The sequence below is a fragment of the Natronococcus pandeyae genome (assembly GCF_008122205.1).
Lineage (GTDB): Archaea > Halobacteriota > Halobacteria > Halobacteriales > Natrialbaceae > Natronococcus > Natronococcus pandeyae.
On the sequence record NZ_PHNJ01000013.1, the window covers coordinates 61,715 to 81,283 of the forward strand.

18 protein-coding genes are annotated in these 19,569 nt (G+C 60.5%); 5 read left to right on the forward strand and 13 right to left on the reverse strand.

Annotation, left to right across the window (positions count from 1 at the left end):
• Positions 1-381: 381 nt before the first annotated feature.
• The 5 genes from CV102_RS19480 to CV102_RS19495 all read right to left on the reverse strand — a co-directional run bounded on the left by CV102_RS19480 (position 382) and on the right by CV102_RS19495 (position 4,122).
• Positions 382-1,113 carry a GNAT family N-acetyltransferase gene (locus CV102_RS19480; RefSeq protein WP_148859701.1) on the reverse strand — a complete coding sequence of 244 codons (732 nt, stop codon included), beginning with the start codon at positions 1,111-1,113 and terminating at the stop codon, positions 382-384.
• Positions 1,114-1,377: 264 nt separating this feature from the next.
• Entirely contained in the window at positions 1,378-1,503 is a 126-nt protein-coding gene (locus CV102_RS27070) for a hypothetical protein (RefSeq protein WP_267903135.1), read from the reverse strand.
• Positions 1,504-1,867: 364 nt separating this feature from the next.
• Positions 1,868-2,602, reverse strand: a complete 735-nt coding sequence (gene aglF / locus CV102_RS19485) for a UTP--glucose-1-phosphate uridylyltransferase AglF (RefSeq protein WP_148859761.1) — start codon at positions 2,600-2,602, stop codon at positions 1,868-1,870.
• 493 nt (positions 2,603-3,095) lie between these two features.
• Positions 3,096-3,281, reverse strand: coding sequence for a hypothetical protein (locus CV102_RS19490; protein ID WP_148859702.1), 186 nt, complete (start codon positions 3,279-3,281; stop codon positions 3,096-3,098).
• Positions 3,282-3,837: 556 nt separating this feature from the next.
• Complete coding sequence (locus CV102_RS19495; protein ID WP_148859703.1) at positions 3,838-4,122, reverse strand: DUF7577 domain-containing protein; 285 nt, start codon at positions 4,120-4,122, stop codon at positions 3,838-3,840.
• Positions 4,123-4,275: 153 nt separating this feature from the next.
• Here CV102_RS19495 and CV102_RS19500 point away from each other — a divergent pair, with 153 nt between their 5' ends.
• A complete protein-coding gene (locus tag CV102_RS19500; protein WP_148859704.1) occupies positions 4,276-5,118 on the forward strand; it encodes a phosphatase PAP2 family protein in 843 nt (280 codons plus the stop codon).
• A 185-nt stretch (positions 5,119-5,303) separates the two neighbouring features.
• On the opposite strand, the gene CV102_RS19505 is transcribed toward CV102_RS19500, so the two are convergent.
• From CV102_RS19505 to CV102_RS19530, 5 genes are all read right to left on the reverse strand, one after another.
• Positions 5,304-6,476: an MFS transporter gene (locus CV102_RS19505; protein WP_148859762.1), complete on the reverse strand. Its 1,173-nt coding sequence runs from the start codon at positions 6,474-6,476 to the stop codon at positions 5,304-5,306.
• Positions 6,477-6,801: 325 nt separating this feature from the next.
• Positions 6,802-7,251, reverse strand: coding sequence for a universal stress protein (locus tag CV102_RS19510; RefSeq protein ID WP_233710748.1), 450 nt, complete (start codon positions 7,249-7,251; stop codon positions 6,802-6,804).
• Positions 7,252-8,047: 796 nt separating this feature from the next.
• A complete protein-coding gene (locus tag CV102_RS19520) occupies positions 8,048-8,971 on the reverse strand; it encodes a glycerophosphodiester phosphodiesterase (RefSeq protein ID WP_187433041.1) in 924 nt (307 codons plus the stop codon).
• A 432-nt stretch (positions 8,972-9,403) separates the two neighbouring features.
• The gene (locus tag CV102_RS19525) at positions 9,404-10,429 is read right to left on the reverse strand and encodes a hypothetical protein (RefSeq protein ID WP_233710749.1); all 1,026 of its coding nucleotides are present in this window, start codon (positions 10,427-10,429) and stop codon (positions 9,404-9,406) included.
• A 325-nt stretch (positions 10,430-10,754) separates the two neighbouring features.
• On the reverse strand, positions 10,755-11,363 hold the full coding sequence (locus tag CV102_RS19530; protein WP_148859708.1) for a hypothetical protein: 609 nt from the start codon (positions 11,361-11,363) through the stop codon (positions 10,755-10,757).
• Positions 11,364-11,968: 605 nt separating this feature from the next.
• Here CV102_RS19530 and CV102_RS19535 point away from each other — a divergent pair.
• Together CV102_RS19535 and CV102_RS19540 are read left to right on the forward strand one after the other, a co-directional pair.
• Positions 11,969-12,946 (forward strand): radical SAM protein, encoded by a 978-nt coding sequence (locus CV102_RS19535; protein ID WP_148859709.1) that lies wholly within the window; start codon positions 11,969-11,971, stop codon positions 12,944-12,946.
• A 624-nt stretch (positions 12,947-13,570) separates the two neighbouring features.
• Positions 13,571-14,224: a PGF-CTERM sorting domain-containing protein gene (locus CV102_RS19540; RefSeq protein ID WP_187433042.1), complete on the forward strand. Its 654-nt coding sequence runs from the start codon at positions 13,571-13,573 to the stop codon at positions 14,222-14,224.
• A gap of 618 nt (positions 14,225-14,842) precedes the next feature.
• On the opposite strand, the gene CV102_RS19545 is transcribed toward CV102_RS19540, so the two are convergent.
• Both CV102_RS19545 and CV102_RS19550 read right to left on the reverse strand, forming a co-directional pair.
• Complete coding sequence (locus CV102_RS19545; protein ID WP_148859711.1) at positions 14,843-16,072, reverse strand: ABC transporter substrate-binding protein; 1,230 nt, start codon at positions 16,070-16,072, stop codon at positions 14,843-14,845.
• A 495-nt stretch (positions 16,073-16,567) separates the two neighbouring features.
• Entirely contained in the window at positions 16,568-16,828 is a 261-nt protein-coding gene (locus CV102_RS19550; protein ID WP_148859712.1) for a hypothetical protein, read from the reverse strand.
• A 224-nt stretch (positions 16,829-17,052) separates the two neighbouring features.
• Between CV102_RS19550 and CV102_RS19555 the strand changes: the two genes are divergently transcribed.
• A complete protein-coding gene (locus CV102_RS19555) occupies positions 17,053-17,394 on the forward strand; it encodes a hypothetical protein (RefSeq protein ID WP_148859713.1) in 342 nt (113 codons plus the stop codon).
• A gap of 390 nt (positions 17,395-17,784) precedes the next feature.
• Positions 17,785-18,909: an MBL fold metallo-hydrolase gene (locus CV102_RS19560; RefSeq protein WP_148859714.1), complete on the forward strand. Its 1,125-nt coding sequence runs from the start codon at positions 17,785-17,787 to the stop codon at positions 18,907-18,909.
• Between the two features lie 111 nt (positions 18,910-19,020).
• Here the strand turns inward: CV102_RS19560 and CV102_RS19565 are convergent, their stop codons facing one another.
• The gene (locus tag CV102_RS19565; protein WP_148859715.1) at positions 19,021-19,443 is read right to left on the reverse strand and encodes a CoA-binding protein; all 423 of its coding nucleotides are present in this window, start codon (positions 19,441-19,443) and stop codon (positions 19,021-19,023) included.
• Positions 19,444-19,569: the final 126 nt, after the last annotated feature.

Here is a 19,569-nt window from a genome sequence, read left to right on the forward strand (position 1 = left end):
TGTCGGAACACTCGTCGCTTACGGGAAGGGCGGGACTCTCTCGCTGTCAAAGGTAGCCGAACGTTCGCCGTCCATCGAACAGCACCTCTTTATATTATGTTCTGGGCAGTAGTTTCACAGTCTCTCTCGCTACATCACCGACTCCACGCCTTGCGGTTTCCCTTATTTAGACAGCGCCCATGGGTTCGAACTATCGTAGTTCGTTCATATGGAGCACATTGTTAGTACGCGGCGTTGAAAACAACCGAGTGGGGCGGACAGGTTGCCGTCGGGTCTCGAGGCACCTGTATCCCTCCGCGATCCCTGCGTCGAGATTCGTCGTCGCGACACGACGTCCCCTCGAGACATGGCGCAGATCCAGCGAGCGCCCCGCTCGGGGCGTTAGAACGTGTACGCCATCATCACCTCGTCGACGTACTCCCCGTCGATCGTATAATGATCCCTACGAATCGCCTCGGTATCCCAGCCGTGGACGGTGAGGAACTCGAGCGCTCTCTCGTTGGTGACGGGAACGCTGTTGTAGACTTTCCGATAGCCGTTCGCTTCGGCCCACTCGATACCGCGCTGGAGGAGTTTGCCGCCGATCCCCACGCCACGATAGTCGCGGTGCACGCCGACGGTTAGCTTCGCGACATCTTGGAGCCGGTCGACCTGGGGGAGTTCGAGATGGGTCCAGCCGACAACGTCACCGTCGACCGTCGCGACGAAGAACACGCGCGATTCCACGGTGTTGTGCCTGGTCACGGCGTTCTCGTAGAGGAGCTGTTCGGCGATGGTCTCGGCGACGACGTAGGTCTCTTCTGCCGTGACATCCCGAATCGTCTCGATGAGCCCGTCAAAATCCGCCTGCTGTGCCGGTCGGATGGTGACGCTCAGGTCGCCGGTCTCGTACTCGTCGACCGCGCCAAACTCGAGTGCGAGTTGCAGCGTTCCGTCGTCTTCCTTGAGATAGCCGTCGGATTTCAGCTGTTCGAGATTCGTTTGAAACTCGGCAGCCGAGAGGGGCACGATCTCCGACAGCATATGGCGTTTCACCGTCCCGTGGCGTTCCACGTACTCGTAGATGCGCCGGCTGGCTTCGGAGGGAAATGTCGGTCGCTCGTTCGCTCCCATACACCCTGTACGAAGACGTTCTGCTTAGTATTTGTGTATTGTTATCATACACCATATTAAGTGGCTGCTGGGTGGGTCCACTGATTAACAGGTCCCGATGGCGCTACCGAAGGGGCGTTCCAGCCGTATCGCCACCCGTCCCCGACTCGGCAGTCGACAGCGTGCAAATCGGCGTCAGCTGGGAGAGTTCGTGGGCAGCTCGATGCCGTAGCCGTCTCTCCCTCGGTAGCCGGGGACGCGTCTCGGCGGAGTATCGCACCGCCGTTACTCCACATACTCGAGTTCGATCCCCTCGTCGACGAGGACGTCCCACCAGTGCCACCACAGCAGCAGGTATACCATCGACGCGAGCGCTGCGACCGCCAGCATCGGCTCCACCGGCGGTGTCACCTCCCGATCACCCCCACTGGCTCGGCCGCCGCTGTCCCTCGGGCCAGCCAAACCGACGAACGAGCCTGGGCGTCTGGCATGGATCGTCTAATGTGGCTGTCGCCACCGTCAGTGTGTCACTCCATGACAGAATTGCAAATAGCTTCGGACTGGCGTGCTCGTCCTGAACGAACGCCGATCACCGCTCGAGATCATCGCCTCGAATCTGTCTCGATGGAACGGGCGGGGGCAGTGAACAGCACCGTCACGACCCATCAGAAGCTGAACCACTGTACTGTTGAATCCCATTCGACGCACACGCTTCGCGAGCGTGCGTCTACCGAGTCGCGTATTCAGGCACTTTCAAAATAGGTAACAGCTTCGCTTAGTCAGCCGCTGCGAGGGATTCTGCCTCTTGCAGCCGTTCCTCGGCTTCGTCGCGATCTTCGGGATAGCCAACGTCGATCCGCCAGCCGTCCAGACCGATCGCGTCGATCGTTCGGCCGCTCTGGATCAGCAGGTCGATCGCCTCGCTGATCTCGTACTCGCCGCGGTCGGAGGGCTGGACGAGGTGACAGGCGTGGAAGATCGCCGGCGAAAAGGTGTAGAAGCCGGTCATCACGAGATTGGAGGGCGGATCGTCGGGCTTCTCGACGACATCCGTGATCTCACCGTAGAGGTTCGTATCGCAGACCCCGTACCGGGAGGCATCCTCCCACGGCACTTCCTCGACGAGGAAGGCGGCGTCCGCGCGGTCTTCTTGCTGGCGTCGAACGACGTCCTCGAGGTTGGCCTGAAAGACATTGTCCCCGAGAATGAGCATGAAGTCGTCGTCGATGTGCTCCTCGACGGTCAGTAGCGCGTGGGCGAGCCCCTGCTGCTCGCGCTGGTGGGCGTACGTGATCGGTACGCCGCGATACTCGTCGCCGTAGTGGTCGATGATCCGCTCCTTGAGGTAGCCGACGACCACGACGAACTCGTCCGCGCCGAGCTCGACCAGCTGATCCAGACAGTGCGTGAGGATCGGTTCCTCGTCGACCTCGACCATGCCCTTCGGTTTGTCCTCTGTCAACGGGCGGAGGCGCGTGCCCTTTCCCGCTGCGAGTACGACTGCTTGCATTGACATTGATTGATCACACTCTCCGATTACAATAACGTTCTGGTCTCTGGTAATCTCTCTTCGTGGTACCAGAACGCTGTCGTCAAGAGAACGACACAGGAGTCGAGGTCGACACGAACAACGCACCGACGAGATCGACGGCCGGCCGACTATTCACTGCGGGGAAATTTCGAAGTGTTTTCATCCTCGAAAGCCGCTACAACACCTCCGCAGACTGCTCGAGTCGATCGACACTCGTTCCCCCGTCTCCTCGACGCCGTCGAGAACGACAGCCTCCCTTGAGCCCGAGATCGATCGGTTCCGCGAGCGCCCCGACTGGTACGACCTGGAGACCGAGTCCCCGGCCATCGAGACCGCCGCAAACCCGGACGGGTGCCGGTCTGAGCCGAAGATCCGAAGAACTCGAGGCGGTCCACGGTGTCGTCACAGGACACCAGCCGTTTCGGGGCGCGCTCCGCCGAGGAATTCTCTCAGTCGCTACGTTGCCACGAGTTCAGGTACGGACCGACGAAATCACGATGTACCCAACGTACAGGAAGAGAGCCAGCAGGGCGATCGACACCACCGTACTCACGACCCACGTCACGATCCCGAAGAGGATCGCGACGAGTTCGAGGAGGATCACCAGTGCGACGAGGCCGACCACGCCGAGCCCGACGATTCGCAGTATACCTGTCATACGTACAATGCTTGGGCGAACCATTATGAGTGTTTGTGCCCGTCGCTGTTGAACCCGGTATCCGTGCTGCAGTGTCCAGTCTCCGCTGCCGAACCGGTCTCAGTATCGCGATCACCGGACCGGTCTCTGTATCAGGTTGTCGACTGGCGCTCTGTGGCGCTATCCATCTACCGACGTTGGGACGCGCGGTACCGACCGTGAGCTGTGAGCTTCCAGAATCCGCTCGCTATCACTGGCGAGCAGCCGCCGTCTCGAGGGTGCCGACGCCGTTGGTGATGGTTGAATCGCCATGGCCGGAACACCTGACTTCGAACGAGGGTGATTCGGCCGCCAGTCGGACGATACTCTCACGGAGCTGTGTGGTATCGTAACTGATCCCCAGCCGGATGCCTCGAGCGACCAGTTCGACGCTCGCACGAGAGAGCAGGAGGACGTACCCATCGTATCCGCTGTAATTCGAGGTCCAGAGGAGGACTGCGATCTCAGGAAAACGAAGCTATCGAACAGCAACAATGGCGACACAACGGACTCTGAAACGCCGCACTCCCGTCTCGCTTCAGGGCAGTCGGCTCACGCACTCCCGACAGTACGTATAAAAGGGGTCGTTTTCGGTATTACAAAAGCGACAGCAACCGGGTTCAGGGGATGGTTCGAGTTCCATCTCTCGTTCCATCGTCTCCATCTGTGCGGCCATTCCAGGCGTAAAGAGCGCCGGCGGTTCGCGGGCTTCGGACGAGTCGTCCGTCTCTCCCCCACCTTCCTCGTCCGCTTCTCGCCTGAGTGCAGTCACAACTACCAGGATGATGGCGAGAACGAATCCCCACCAAAGCACCCCTTCCATGTTAGAATGTAGCTTTCCAGGCAGTAAAAGTATATATGTGGACAGAGTTTACTGACACTCCTCGAGTTATTTCGCAAGCGCTGATCCATCGGTGTTCGTCGATCAGAAACGCACGATAGGGTTTTGCGTGTGGTACGCATCAGAGCGGGCCGCATGGTTCGGTGCACGATCGACGCGCTGTTGTTCGACCCGGCGACGAACGAAACGGTTCGAGCAGCCGTGCCAGCCCCACTTCTCCCGGGCGTCGAGTTCGCCACACATCTCGGGGATCCCGCCACCGTCCTCGCCGTCGCGACGGGCTATTTCTGGCTCAGTGCCCCCACCGACCGTGATCGGGGCGCACGCGTGCTTGCCGTCGCGCTCCTCGCGTTCGCCATCACGAACGGGCTGAAGGGGCTCGTGCTTTTCGAGCGGCCTGTCGAACAACTCGCGTTCGCTGCGGACGGCTACGGCGGATACAGCTTCCCGAGCGGCCATTCGCTCGGCGCCGCGGCGGTCTACGGCGCCATGGCAACCGCGTCCGACTGGGCGACGCCACGTCGCCGATACACCGTTGCCGGAGCCGGTATCGCGCTGGTCGCGCTGTCACGGCTGGTGCTCGGCGTCCACTATCTGGGCGACGTCGTCGGCGGCGCGTGTCTCGGGCTGGCGCTGGGTGTCGGACTCCTCCGCGTGCCGAACGTCGATCCGGGGCGGCTGTTCGCGCTGGCAGGCGTGCTCGCGATCGCGTCCTACGGGCTGCCGGCACGCGCGTTTATGCCGGCCACCGTCGGCGCAGCACTCGGGGCTGCTGTGACCTGGCGTATGCTCGAGGATCGCCCGTTCGGGACCTGCAACGCGGTGCTGTCACTGGGAGTCGTGCTACCAGTGCTGCTCGGCGTCCGGCTGCTGTCGAGGGGATGGGGACTGCACTGGAGCGTCGAACTCGGCAGCTACGCACTCGCGCTGAGTCTCGCACTGGCTGCATCGGTCAGATGGGAAACGCTGCTCCAATGAGCGTCGATCGAACGCGGAAAGCGCCGGTGGCGTTACCGTCGATCGCGGCGCCCTCGCCCGGCATGGTCGTGCGTCTGCGGCCGGCGAGGGCGAGACGACAGCCACCGCTCGTCTCACGGTCGATAGGCGCCTCGAGAGCGACGGTCAGTCGATGCTACCTCCGGTCTTCGAGCCGTGAACAGGACTCAGTAGCCGAGATCGAACAGCCTGTTCGTGACGAGTCCGAGGAACGGACACAGGAACAGTCCGGCGAGAACGACAAACGATGGCCCCCAGCCGAACAGATCGGCGAACAGACCGACCCCGACCGAGCCGGCGGAACCGACGACAGTGTAGACCGTCCGGACGAGCCCGAAGCCGGCCCCCTGTTCGGTGTCGCCGAACTGATCGAGAAAGCGCGGGTCGAGCGCCGCGAAGAAACTCGAGCCCACTCCGGCCAACACCACGGCGATGCCGATCGCCGCGAGACCGGACCCGACGACGAGGCCGAAGAGTCCGATCGTCCCCGCGAGCATCGCCGTGCCGATCGCGAGGTCCCGGCCGTACCGATCCGAGAACTCGCCGAGGAGAAACTGGCCGACGGTGCGCACGACGAAAAACGCCGAAAAGGCTGCGCCGGCGAGCGGTGCCGAGTAGTGGTGGTAGTCGATCAGAAACGTCGGGAGAAAGGTAAGCAACCCCTGGACGATGAACGTTCCGAGGATGGCGATCGCGAGCGTAAAGGCGACCGCCGGCCGCGAGACGAGTTCGCGGAGCGTGGCGAGTTCGAACCGCTCGCGCATCGGCTGGTCGGGTCGTCGCGGTAGAGTCGAACGGACCAGCCAGGCGAACGCCGCGAAGACGGGGATTCCGACACCGAGGGTGAGCGCAATCGCTGGCCGCCAGCCGAACCGAACACCGACCCAGGCTGCTGCGACGGGCGCGACCAGTCCCGCGAGGGGGCCGCCGATCGAGTGGATACCCACTGCGCGGCCGAGTTCGTCGTACGTTCGCGACAGTAGCGTCGTTGCAACGGCGTAGTGGAGCCCTGCAACTAACCCGAGAAAGACGGCGAAGGCGACGAACACGGCGAACGTCGGTGCGAACGCGAGCAACAGGCTCGCGATCGTGGTCCCACCGACGGCGACGAGAATGACCGGCTTCTCCCCGTACCGGTCGCCGAGGACGCCGCTCGGGAACTGCGAGAGGCCGTACGCGAGCCACATCCCCGAGAGGGCGAACCCGATCTGCGTGTTCGAGACGTCGAAATCGTCGGCGATGAACGGAATCACTGGGCTAATCGCCATCCGAGCGAAGTAGGTGACGAAGAAGGCGAGCAAACAGAGTCCGAGCACCGTCGTTCGGTACCGCCAGCGCATTGATGGGTCGTTCACCACGTTCGCGGAGGCAGATATAAGCGTAGTGATATCACCGGCGGAGTCGGGGCCCGACCGACTGCGTCCCATCCGAGACGACGGCAATTGCCCGAGACAGTCCGACTCGAGACGCCAGTCAACTCGATGGCTGTGCGGAAGACGACGTCTCGTGCATCTTCGATCGGACGGCCGCCTGATTCGCGTGGCTCGCTCGTAGAACGCTACGTCGATGGCAACGTGGTCAGAGGGAGTAGAGCTGTGTCGATTGACACGCACTCGACGAACCAGCAACCTCGAGTCCGCGCAGCGCACGAACGTCGAATCGACATCAGTACACCGGAACCACCGGGACGTCCCGTTCCCGCAACTGCTCGAGGAGGCTCGAAGAGCGTCTCCACCAGCCACCACCCCAGTGTCCTGCTCCGTCGAGGACGACGGTGTCCGCTCCGACCTGCTCGGCGTACTGGACGATCTCGTCGATCGGATTCCCGACGCGGCCCACCGCCTCGTACTCCTCGAGTGCGGGTGCGGCGAGTCGGTCCGCCTTTCGCTCGCATATCGACCGAATCGTCTCACTGCCGGTCGGGATCCCGAGGCGTTCAGCGAGGTGGAGTTCCAGGCGTGCGTACCACTCGAGGCCGACCACGTAGAGGACGTGGACGACTGTGTCGGACTCGTCTGCCCGACGCGCGGCTTCGACGAGCACGCTCTCGGCTCGAGTGGTTCCACTCACCACGGCGACGACGACCATATCGGTCATATCCAGACGAGCGATCATAGGGATATCCCACCTGTTCGACGCAGCTGCAACGCAGATCGGACGTCCCGTCTGGGCGTTTTCCCGTCAATTCGTCGTCGGTGAACGGCGACAGTCGCCGTCCGTACCAGAATTCGTCTGAACGTCTTCCGATCACCAGGCGTTGTGTTCGAAATCACGCGAGGGAGAACAACCCATCACTTACCTGCCTGGCGGCCTGCCGTTAGATCCGAATGTCACCAGCAGCGTTCCAGCAGTCTCAGTCGGACGTCGCCGAGGGCCGGTCGACTATCCGCTGTGAGGAGTGTCAGTCCGCTTTCCGATCTGAGAGCCGGCAGGCTATTTCGTTTCTCCTACTGGACCAACTCACGATTCCCGCGATCGGCTGTGACGACCATCTCGAGCAGTTCTCTTCGATCTGTAACTTGACCACCACGGAGACAGCTGATCTTCTGGATCACCGCCCCGCAGGCGGAATCTGCTGTCCCGGCTGTCGTCTCGCGCCGAACAATTCACCCCACCCCATGATACCGATCCAGGACGGGGCAGTCGTCGCGCTAGCCTGTTCGGAGCACCAGTCAGAGATCGTTCAGCGGTTCCACGCGGGACTCCAGACGCGACGCTATCTGACAGCCAGTTCCAGTACTCTCACGGACTCGTCACTGTGAGCCCTGGCACGACCCCGGAAACGAGATCCCAGAACGGGGTTGAGACTCGCAGAGTCCGGTTGCCGTGTGGTGTCGGGCGGCTCTGCAGTCTCTGCCCTCCAGGTAACGGACGCTTCGAGCGATTCCGTTCGCTCTATTGGACGACTGTATCAGCTGATCTCCGAACCGTCGGTACCGAACCCCTGCGCGCGGCCGAAGTCCCGCATCCGCGGGTAGTCAGAGATCACGTGATCGACGCCGATCCGCCGGAGCCGTTCGCTCTCGTGCCACTGCGTGACGGTGTAGACGTACACCTCGCGGCCGTCGCGGTGGGCGCGCTCGACGAGGTCACGATCGACCGACCCGACCGACGGTCCGACCGCCTCGGCGTCCAGTCGCCGTGCTGATTCGTATCCGCGTTCGTTGTCGTCGGCCCACAGGTACATGATCGGCTGGTCGGGATCGAACTCCTTGACCGCCGCCAGGGCGTCGTCCTCGAACGACGACCAGACGTAGTCGTGTTCGAACTCCTCGACGACGTCGAAGACATCGCTGATAAACTGTCGGTAGCGAGCGGTCTCGCTGGTTTCAGTTACCGTTCCGGAGTCCGTAACCGCCGTCGCCCCCGGCGACTTGATATCGAGTTGGACGGGCATCCACTCGGGGATGGTTTCGAGAGCCTCCCGTAGTGTCGGGATCGTCTCACCGCTTTTCAGTACTTCCGCGTTCAGGACCGTCTCGTCGTCCTCGAGCCAGACGACGCCGGACTCGTCGGTGAGGTCGTCGAGGCGCTGGTCGTGGAAGACGACGACCGTCTCCTCGCGAGTCGGTAGCAGATCGATCTCTACGCGGTCGGGGAGCGTATAGGGCGACGCGCCGTCGCCGACGTGACAGGCTCCTTCCATCGCGGCCAGGGTGTTCTCCGGGAAGTAGCCCGCGAAACACCGGTGTGCAACGAGTGTCGGCTCCTCGCGGTCCGTCCCATCCGGGAACCGGCTCTCCGGGATCGTCGGTCGATCGTTCGGGTTACCGCTCTCGTGGCGAGCACTAACGCTACTGCCGAGCGCGGCAACTCCCAGTGAAGCTCCGGTCATCCTCGCGAATCGCCGTCGGTACATCTCGGCAACGTTCCGTGTCGGTCTTTTTCTATCTCCCATGTGCGAGACTATACAGCCGTTGAAAAAGAGGCTCTGACAAACCCATCCAAACACCAATTCGGCCGTACGAAGTACGGAATCCGCGAACCAGCCGCTCGAATAACGGGTCGCTGACCACCCTGGTTCGGTGTCCCCGTCTCCCAGTCAGTCTCTGATATCGTTCAGTGAGAACAGCAGTACCGGTCCGACGAGGAGACCGAAACCGATCGTATCCCGATTCGCTCTCGAAGACGTGGACAACTGCTAATCGTAGCCTGGCGCCGCGCTCGAGCGTTCGACGTCGATACTTCAAGGGTGATGCTCTTCGAGAATCGTCGGGCCAATACCACCGATCGAAGCGAGTTCGGAAATGTTGCGAGTTCGGGTGCGCTACCCGCTGAACCACGCGTTGAAGACGTCGATGAGCAGGCTCGTACTGATGGTTCCATCCTCCCAGTCGGAGAGTGCATCCTGGAAGCCGTCGATTTCGACGTCGCCAGTGTCGTCGTCGCGATAGTCGTCGACCGACGAACCACCGTCCTCTGGTTCGTCGTCCTCTGGTTCGTCGTCTTCGGAGCCATCGTCCTCGGAGTCATCGTCTTCGGCACCGACCGCCTCCGCGGCCGAAGTCGGACAACCCTCTGGAACGACGTTTTTCGGGTCGTTGCCGTTTCCGCACTCGAAGTTCACCGTTCCGTCGCCGATGGTTCGCCACCCGCCGTGGAACTCGTCGTCCCACTCCGTATCGAAGACGTCAATCTGACTCCCCTCATCGTTCGCCCCGGCGACGAACGAATAGTGATGACCGTTCATGTCGAAGTGGCAGTCTCGGACCTCGACAGGACCGGGTGACCACGCCCAGACACCTCGCCCCCGGCGATACTGCCTGTCGTCGGTAACCGACGCAGTAGAGTTCTCGAGGGAGCCCTCGGCGAGTCGGAACTGCGAGATCCAACAGTTCGCCGCGTAACAGTCTCGTATGGCAACCGTCCCACCGGCTCCCCAGTCGGTGCCGGGCGCCGAACAGTAAAAGCCGTTGTCGCTCATCTCCTGGATGTTGACGCGTTCGATCTCGAGGTGGCCGTCGTGATCGGGATCGACCCAGAGACCGGTCGCACCGTTTTCCTCGTAGACGGACCCGTCGCCGAGCCACACGTTTTCGATACGCGACGTGCCGCCGTCGGTGTCGGCCACCCCGAGTATCGTGCGATTGCCCATCTCGACCTGGCCCTCGACCGCGACGTTTCGGATCGTCCAGTCCGTTCCCGTCGCGATAATCGTGACGCCCGCTCCGGGCGCTGTCACGTCGTATGTGACGTTCTCGAGCGTTTCGGAGTCGCCGACTTCGACGACTTCCCGTTCGTCCTCGGGAACGGTGACGGTCTCGTGGTCGGAAGCCGCCGCTGTTCCGGTCATAGCCGTTCCCAAAATCGCGGCGCCTGCTATTTTGAGATACGATCTCCGGTCGAGTAGCCCGCCCTCTGAGCCTCGTTTCGTAGACATAGTGTCCGGAGTATTAGTCTATACATTAACTATAATCAGTTCCGAACATTTTCAATGGTTGTGAGGAAGGTGTCAGCGTGGGTAGAGTTGTGGGCAGTCCGGACTCGTCCGTCGGAGAGACTACCCGCTCCCGAGACGGCCGAAATCTACTGGAGGCGAGCCTCGGGTGGCTAACGCCTGCTGTCCGACACGAGTCGAGGGCCTCGTAACTGCGGTAGAGGTGGCGTTCTCCCTCCGGTCAAACCGTCTCGAGAACCCGCTCCTCGAGTTCGTCTTCCGAGAGTTCGCCGTTCGCGTACTCCACGATCCACTCGCTTTCGATCTCGAACACGGCGACGTTGAAACCGTCGTAGTTGATATGCCACGGGACGGCGTCGATCTCTTCGGTGAACGCGTCGGCGTCGTCGATCGAGTCCGCGAACGCGAGGACGCCCGACTCGAGTTCAGCGTTGAGTTCGTCTTCGTCGAGCGTGTCCGCTTCTGCGACGACGGTAACCGAAGCGTCATCGCGTGCGACGTTCGTAACCGAAACGTCGTCGGTGTTGGCTTCGAACTCCGCCTCGTCGAAACCAGGAATAGTCTCCTGGCTGTCTTCGTCGTCTGATCCGTCGGTGTCGTCCGGGTCGTCTTCGCTGGCGTCGTCGCCATCGTCCTCTCCTTCGGCACCGTCCTGTCCGTTTTCGTCGTCCTCGTCATCATCCGGACCACCCGTGTCGTCGCCGAACGACTCCGTCGTATCGTCCGACTGGTCGTCTGACTGAGGGTCGTCAGTTTCTGTGCTCGAACAACCGGCGAGTACGGTCGCGATTGCTGCGCCGCTTCCGAGGAGTATCTTTCGTCTCTCCATGATCGAACCATCAGTGGAATCCCTAATTAGTAACCTCTGGATACCTATTATGAAAAATACAGATATTTCGAACGCAACCGTTGATCGATCCAAATTGGACGATAGAACCGAGTAGGCACAGTATTACGTTCGAGGCCATCCTTTCAACGAGAGATATCCGGATCGATGAGTGACTGCAACGGATGACGGTCAGATCCTCTTACTCGACGTACACCGAGGACCCGACCTCATAGATTCGATGCTTCGATGATTTTTTGGGGAGGTGCCGACCGATGCAGACGCTGCGGTGAGCCAATCCGAAAGCAATCACAACGATGTTACCTGGAGTAGGTGTCGTCGTGGCCAACAACGACCCGCCGGATCGATACGGTCGAGAATTCCGGCAGAGTCAGTCGTGAGCACCCGGAGATCGACACCTCACAATCACTCGTGCTGTCGGCTCACTGCCGGATCTTCACCGGAAACACGGTGTCGTTTCGCTCTTCGGGCCTGTTCCGGGGTCTCGTAGCTGCAGCGTAGCGTTCGGTCGCGTTTTGCGCGACGAAGCTCGTGTCGTATGATACCTTGCAACACAAATTTATTCGCTCACCGCCATAACACGCGGCATGAGCATCGGAACACCGGATACGACACCGAACTCTCACGGCCTGTCGGCGGCGGAGTTCGAGAACCGCGTCGACGACCTCTGGAGCCGGTACGCGGATTGTGACCTCTGTGCATACGACTGTCGCGTCGATCGGACCGCCGGCAACGTCGGGACGTGCCAGGTCGACGACACCGCCTACGTCTCCTCGTACTTCCCCCACTTTGGCGAGGAGGACTGTCTAAAAGGACACAACGGCAGTGGCACGATCTTCCTGGCGAACTGTAACATGAAGTGTGTCTTCTGCCAGAACTTCGAGACCAGTCACGAGGCCGAGGGGGATCCCGCCACGCCCGCAGAGATCGCCGAGATGGCCCTCGAACTCGAGGCGAAGGGGTGTCACAACATCAACTTCGTCTCGCCGACCCACCACTCGCCGCATCTGGTCGAGGCCGTCCGAATCGCGACCGAAGCAGGTCTCGACCTCCCGATCGTCTGGAACTGCGGCGGCTACGAACGACCCGAGATCCTCGAGCGATTGGACGGGATCGTGGACATCTACATGCCCGACGTGAAGTGGGGCGACGACGCCGCCGCGGCGAAGTACTCGAAGGCACCCAACTACTGGTCGAACATCACCGATTCGCTGCGGGAGATGCACCGCCAGGTCGGCGACCTCCAACTCGACGACACCGGACTCGCAACCGGTGGCCTCCTCGTGCGCCATCTCGTCATGCCGAACCACGTCGAGAGCGCGAAGCAGGTGATGGAGTTCGTCGCAGACGAGATTTCCGAAGAGACGTTCGTCGACGTCATGGCACAGTATCGCCCGTACTACAAAGCCAAAGACGAGGACTTCTACGAGGAGATCAACCGCCCGATCACCGAGGAGGAGTACGAAGACGTGATCGAACACGCCCGCGACGTCGGACTCGAGCGACTCTACCTCGATCACTCGATGCTTGCAGACCGGAACAGAGGGTGGACCGGACTGTTTTAGCGGATACTCGTCTTTTCAGGCCAAATCGAACGATCTGTCCGCCAACAGCCCACAGTCGTCTGCTCGGTCTGATACCGTCGCCACCCTGGACACCGCGAGCTCCCGGACGATGTTCTGCTCGCGAGGATTGAATACGTACTCGCAGACGACTCGACGTCGCCCCCATCGACGTACCTGTAACTTGCGAGTCAGCGACCTGGTGAGTCTATCGAGAGTGAATTTTATCGTAACCTGTCTTACTCGAGGTGATGATATTCAGGGTGCACTTGCAACGCAAAAACCTATAGTAGATAATTGTATAATTCCGGGCGAAGAGTCAGTTAACGAAACCAGAAAAGGCACCTAGCCCCTGTTCCGGAACAAGATCTGGCAGCAAACCTCGCCTATCGAACAACGTACGAACAACAAAAGTCAACAAATAACCATATGGGAAGCAAAACTGTAAATCACGAAAAGAGTCGTACAGTGGTCGTGGCCGCGCTCTTGATTGTGTCGGTGGTAGCTCTGTCGGCAGCGGCTGCAGGGGCGGCAGCCACAAACGCTGCGACTGGCGACGGGCTTGAACTGACGGTCGACGAGACTGATTCGATTGACACCAGTGAATCGGCCGAGTTCGTCGCGACCGTGACCAACTCTGGCGATGAGGAGGTCACGACTGACATCGTCTTCGAAATCCACGGTCAGGAGGTAAACGAGGAGGTCACTGTCAGTCCTGACGACACGGAGTCCGTCACCTTCACTGCCGAAGGATACGTCTTCGAGGAAGGTGAACACGACTGGACGCTCACCGTTGGCGACGAGGAACGCTCCGGTGTCCTCACCGTTGGCGACGATGCCGACGATGCTGACGATGCTGACGACGAAGGTACTGACGACGAAGGTGCTGGTGATGGGGACGCTGGCGACGAAGACGCTTACGAAGGGGCTGCTGACGATGAGGCCGCTGACGACGCGGAAGACGCTGACGACGGGGCTGCTGACGATGAGGCCGCTGACGACGCGGAAGACGCTGACGACGAGGAAGTTGCTGACGATGCGGAAGACGCTGATGACGAAGCTGCTGATGATGGGGCCGTTGACGACGCGGAAGATGCTGATGACGAGGAAGTTACCGACGAAGAGGCTGCTGATGAACAAGATGCTGACGAGGAGGCAATCGATGAGGAGGATGCTGACGACGAAGTCGACGATGAAGACGACATGCCTGGCTTCGGCGTCGGTGTCGCACTCTTCGCCCTGCTCGCGGCCGCCATGCTGACACTCCGTCGGCAGCGGTGACCGACGCTATTCGCTCATAGTCGACGTCGTTTGATCCGTCTCGGTCGGGCCTCAGGGCCCGATCGACCACGTAGCAGATTCCTGGCCATCTTCGGCGTACCAGGTTCATTTTGAAGAAGATCTTTCCTTCCAGTATAACGGGGATCGAGTTATCTGGTAGAACATTCATAGTGTATAGCAAGCTATAGCATTTATCAGACTATGCCGGCAGTTGAAAGCAAAGACTTTTAACAGCGTTAGAGAGCTACAGTACATATGTCCTTTGCCACCACAGTTCGGCGGTGGTTATCTAACAGCGACGACGTGATCTACGAGTGTCGGAACTGTGGAACGGTACTCGAGTCTGTCGAATGGACCTGTTCCTCCTGCGGATCGATGGAAGTTGCAGAGTACGATAGCTCGGAATACGAAATATCTTGACATCCTCCTCGCCCGAAAGAGCGAGGATTCCCCGAAGGGGATAGTAACGATCACGTGTGCCACCCGCTGGAGAGTGAGTTATAGTAAAGGAGGGGAAAGCCGCCACGAGAATAATGCCAACGCACTGCTCGACGACGAACAGGTCCGACAGGACAATCTGGGCGGGTAGTCCGCTCGAAAAACGGGTGGCTGGTCGCACTATTCCTCGAAGTCGATCTGATCAACCACTTCGAACTCGAAGTCTCCGAACTCGAAGATGTCGAACGTGACCGCTTGCATGTCGCCGTTGTCGTCGAACTCGACGACACTCGAGGCGCCCTGGTAGCTGATTTCCTCTCCGGCGGCGGCGAGTTCGACTGCTTCGGGGAAGTTCGACGGGCCGACCGTCTCGCCGTTCGGGTTCGCGACGGCCGCCATCTCGTCTCGAACGGCAACGCCATCGTTATCGCCGGCACGGGCGTTTGCCAGGATCATGACGGCGCTCGCGTCGTAGCCGTGAGCATTGAATACCCCTGGACTTCTCCCAAACTCACCCTCGTACAGCCCCTCGAACGCGTCGACATCCGGACCGTCGGCGGCCGGAGCGGTCCCCAGCACGTTGTCCATCGGGTTGTCGACGTCCTCCGGAAGGTCGGGCTCGATCAGGCCGTCGGTGACGATGACGGGAAGGTCCGGGTCAAACTCCGCGTAGAAGTCCCGGAAGATCTGGATGCCACTGACGGGGAACGCGATCACGAGCAAGAAGTCCGGCTCGTCCGCGAGCGCGCTCTGGAGGACGGAGGTGTACGACGGTTGCTCCGGCTCGAACGCTTCGCGGGCCGTGACTGTGCCGCCGAGTTCCTCAAAAGAGTCCGCGAACACGGCCTCGAGCGCCTGTCCGTAGGCGTCGTTCAGGGAGAGCGCAGCTCCGGTGTCCCAGTCGCGGTCCTCGAACGCGAGTTCGGCGATGACCGACCCCTGTAACGCGTCGCTCGGCGCGGTTCGGAAGACGAATCCGTCGTCGTCGAGGTCCGTAATGTCCGGACTCGTACTCGCGGGCGAGCACATGACGGTCTGGTTCGGAACTGCGACCTCCTGGGCGACGGGGATCGTTACGTCGGACGCTGCTGCGCCAGTGAACATCGGGAACCCGGCGTCGACGAGCGACTGTGCGGCGCTGATCCCCGCCTCGGAGAGCGTCTGGGTGTCCTCGCGCTGGATTGCAACTTCGAATTCGCTTCCCTCGTCTGCGAGCTGGATCGCGGGGAGTTGGGCCCCGTCCGCGATCGGTCCTCCCAGTTCTCCCAGATCACCGGATTCCGGCTGCAGGATCCCCAGCATGATCTCGCGCTCCTGGACGTTACGAACGGCTCCGAGACGACCCGCGAGGGATACCGCCCCCACACCACCGATACCTGCTAACACACTGCGTCGATTGATTCGGTCCATGGCTACTAGGGGATTTTGTGAGTAAAAGCGCTTCTCACCGTTGTACTAGCGATATAGAGATTGGAGATGTGGTTGCGGAGCTAATGATACATTGACATACCCGCTAGCATACCTCATCGACCGAGCCGAATACCGACGGAGATAGTATATGGTGATTTGACCTGATTGTCCACTATAGTAATTGGATGCTGAATACAAAAGAGACTATTTCGGTAACCAACACGGTATTACCATCCCTGTGACGCCGTTCAGTGTCGTCTCCGATTCTGTGGATTCTACCGCTGTCAGATTCCGAAGAATCGTCGTGTGGTGAGCAGAATCCGTACTGATCCAAGAGATTCAATACCTCATGAATACTCACCATACCGTGGAACTCGAATTCTATTTTGAGGTTTTCGCTCGTCGACGACTGACAGGAGACCGTTCCTGACGGAACCGTTCGAACGGCGTGCGTCGGAATCAGTGGTTTTGTCCCCAACCGTGCCTTACCAGCCCTCAAAGGCCTAAATACTGCGAAACGTCGATATTGGTGACCGGGTCGGCCGACTCGTCCGTCGAAATCGCCGACGAGTCCGACGCCGAAACGGTTATTGGCCACGGTGCATCCTTGGCAGGCCAGGCCACTGACGCGTACAATGCGGTCCATACCCCGACGCCGAACGCCGCTCGTAGACAGTACGTGTTGCCGCGGCCGAACGTGGCGAACGCGTCACCTGCGAGGAACCGCTCGAGACGCAGGCCCACCGTGACTGTCACTGTGCACGGAAGAATCGCACACGCGATTCGAAAAGACTGGGATGGGAGACAAAAATTCAGTCATCTACCGTACGTTCCCCGAACTCGAGTCGGTACCGTGATTCGCCTTCCATACCCTACGCTCCCGCTTTCTACAGACCAACCGTGAGCGTCTCTTCGGAGCCACACTGCCGGCGAGCAGGCTGGGCAGTACAGCCAAGTCATCGGCGCTTCAACCTCTGGGTATGTCCCCAGACCCCAACCCCTCTGAGGAACCCGACCCGACAGAAGCGAATCTGACGGACACGTTCGACCTCGAGCATCCGGAGGAGGTCCAGTTCGGCGTCACGCGTGGCGAGAGCGGTCTCGAGCTCGGCCCACCGCGGGACTATCCCGACCGGGCGGACGTCTCGGTCCGCCCAGAGGGAAAGCGCGTGGTGCTGAGCGTCGATGCGATGGCGGGTGACCACGGGACGGCCCACGTCGACGCGACGATGACGCCCGAAGAGGCTCGCAGGCTGTCGGAGCGACTCGCCGAGACAGCTCGCTGGATGATCGAGGACGACACCGAAGAAAATAGCGAGTGACTGACTCGCGGTATCGTCCGAACCCATCGGTCGGAACGAAGCGCGTGTTCGCGTATCGAGGATGTCCACATCGACCCAAGGGCCGACAACACCCCCTCGAATTGCACTAAACCCCATCGTTCACAGCGAGCGAGAGCGGTACATCGGTTCCTGGAGGAGAACGATCCGAGTCTTCGCGGAACTGACCTCGAGTGTTAGTCGTGTTTCTCCCCCAAACTATTGTCTATCTAATACATTTGATACTGTTTTCCGGTTACACGCCCATATATGTCTCAGCCCGCGATCGGCTTCACTGTTGTCCGTTCGTAGTACCTCGATCGAGAGAGCCTCGAAGCAGTCGTTCGTCTGAACAATGAACTTAAGGGCGAGTAGTCTATTGTATTGGACATAATGAGCAATACTACGCTCGAGCCGTCGGATGTCGCCCGGCGTATCCACGAAGACGGTGCGGACGATCTCTTCGTCCTGGACGTCAGAAACGAAGACGAATACAACGAGTGGCAGATCGAGGAGAGTACGAACGTCCCCATCTACGACGAACTACTGGAGTTCGATTACTCCACGCTCGAGACGCGCCTCGACGAACTACCGGAGGAAACGGAGATCGCAGTCGTCTGTGTCGCCGGCGTCACGTCGGCACGTGCTGCAGAGTTCCTCCGCGAGCACGGGTTCGATGCGAAATCGGTCGACGACGGAATGAACGGCTGGGGACGCGTCCACCGCCAGTACGAGATCGAGCGTGTCGACGGCGTCGTCCAGATCGTCCGGCCTGGGACGGGATGTGTCTCGTATCTCGTTCACGACGGTGAGGAGGCCGTCGTCGTCGATCCAAGTCAGTACATCGACCAGTACCTGACCGCAGCCGACGAGCGCGACCTCGAGATCGTCGGCGTCGCAGACACGCACGCACACGCCGATCACGTCTCCGGCGCTCGCAAACTCTCCGGCGAACTCGACGTGCCGTACTCCCTCCACGGGGACGACACCGGCGAACTCGAGGGAGTCACCGAACTCGAGGACGGCGAGACGATCCCCGTCGGTGAGCGCGACCTCGACGTGATCTATACGCCGGGTCACACCCCCGGCAGCGTCTCGTTCGAGTTCGGCGACGCACTTCTCACCGGAGACACGCTGTTCCTTCGCAGCGTCGGTCGTCCCGACCTCGAGGATAGCGCAGAAGACGCCATCCGGACGGCTGCAAGCCAGCTATTCGACAGTCTCGGCTACCTGACGGATTTCGAGGACGAAACCGTCGTCCTTCCTGGCCACTTCAGCGACGAGTCGATGCGTCCGCTCGCCACCGAACTCGGCGCGCTCGAGGAGGAGACGACCAACGAACTCCTGAGTTACGTCGAGGACGACGACCAGGACACGTTCGTCGAAACCATCGTCGAGAGCCTCGCTGACGAACCCGCGAACTACAACGAAATCAAGCAGATCAACTGGGGCAAGGAGCAACCAGGCGGTGACGCCGAAGCACTCGAACTCGGTCCGAACAACTGCGCTGCTAACTAGCGAAGTCGAATTCTCGGTAGCTAGTACAGTGTCTCAAACAGGAGATATCTTCGACGGTAGCAAAACCCTTCATCTGCCTACAACCTCGGACGACGCATCCCCGATACTGAATCAGTCCATCGGATTGCGAATCAGTTGGCCGTGTTCACTCTTCATACAGTGGTCCTGAACGACATCTAACCCGGCCGTTTCCGCTTCCCGTGCCGCCTCGTCGTTCCGAATCCCGGTCTGCATCCAGATCGCCTGCACATCATCACGAGCCAGCGCTTGCTCTACAATCCCCGGGACCTCCTCACTCGGCCGGAAGATTTCGACGATGTCGATTGGGTCTGGAACGTCGGCCAGTGAATCATACGCGCGTTCGCCGAAAATCTCGTCCGCGGTTGGATTGACCGGGCGGAGTTCGTACCCGTGGCGCTGGAGATACGCCGGGACGATGTGCGCTGCTTTCTCGTGGGACGTCGATGCCCCGACCACTGCAACACGTTCGTGGCCGAGAATCCGACGGAGTCCGTCTGCATCTTCGACTGGCATACTCGTGGTAGCAGACGGCTGAAAGTCAGTGTACCGGTGGGAACCGCCCCGCATTAGCCGATCTGTTTTCATAATCTTTCAGGTGGCGGCAGTCCATATCGCGGATAGTAGTTTATCATCTCAGGA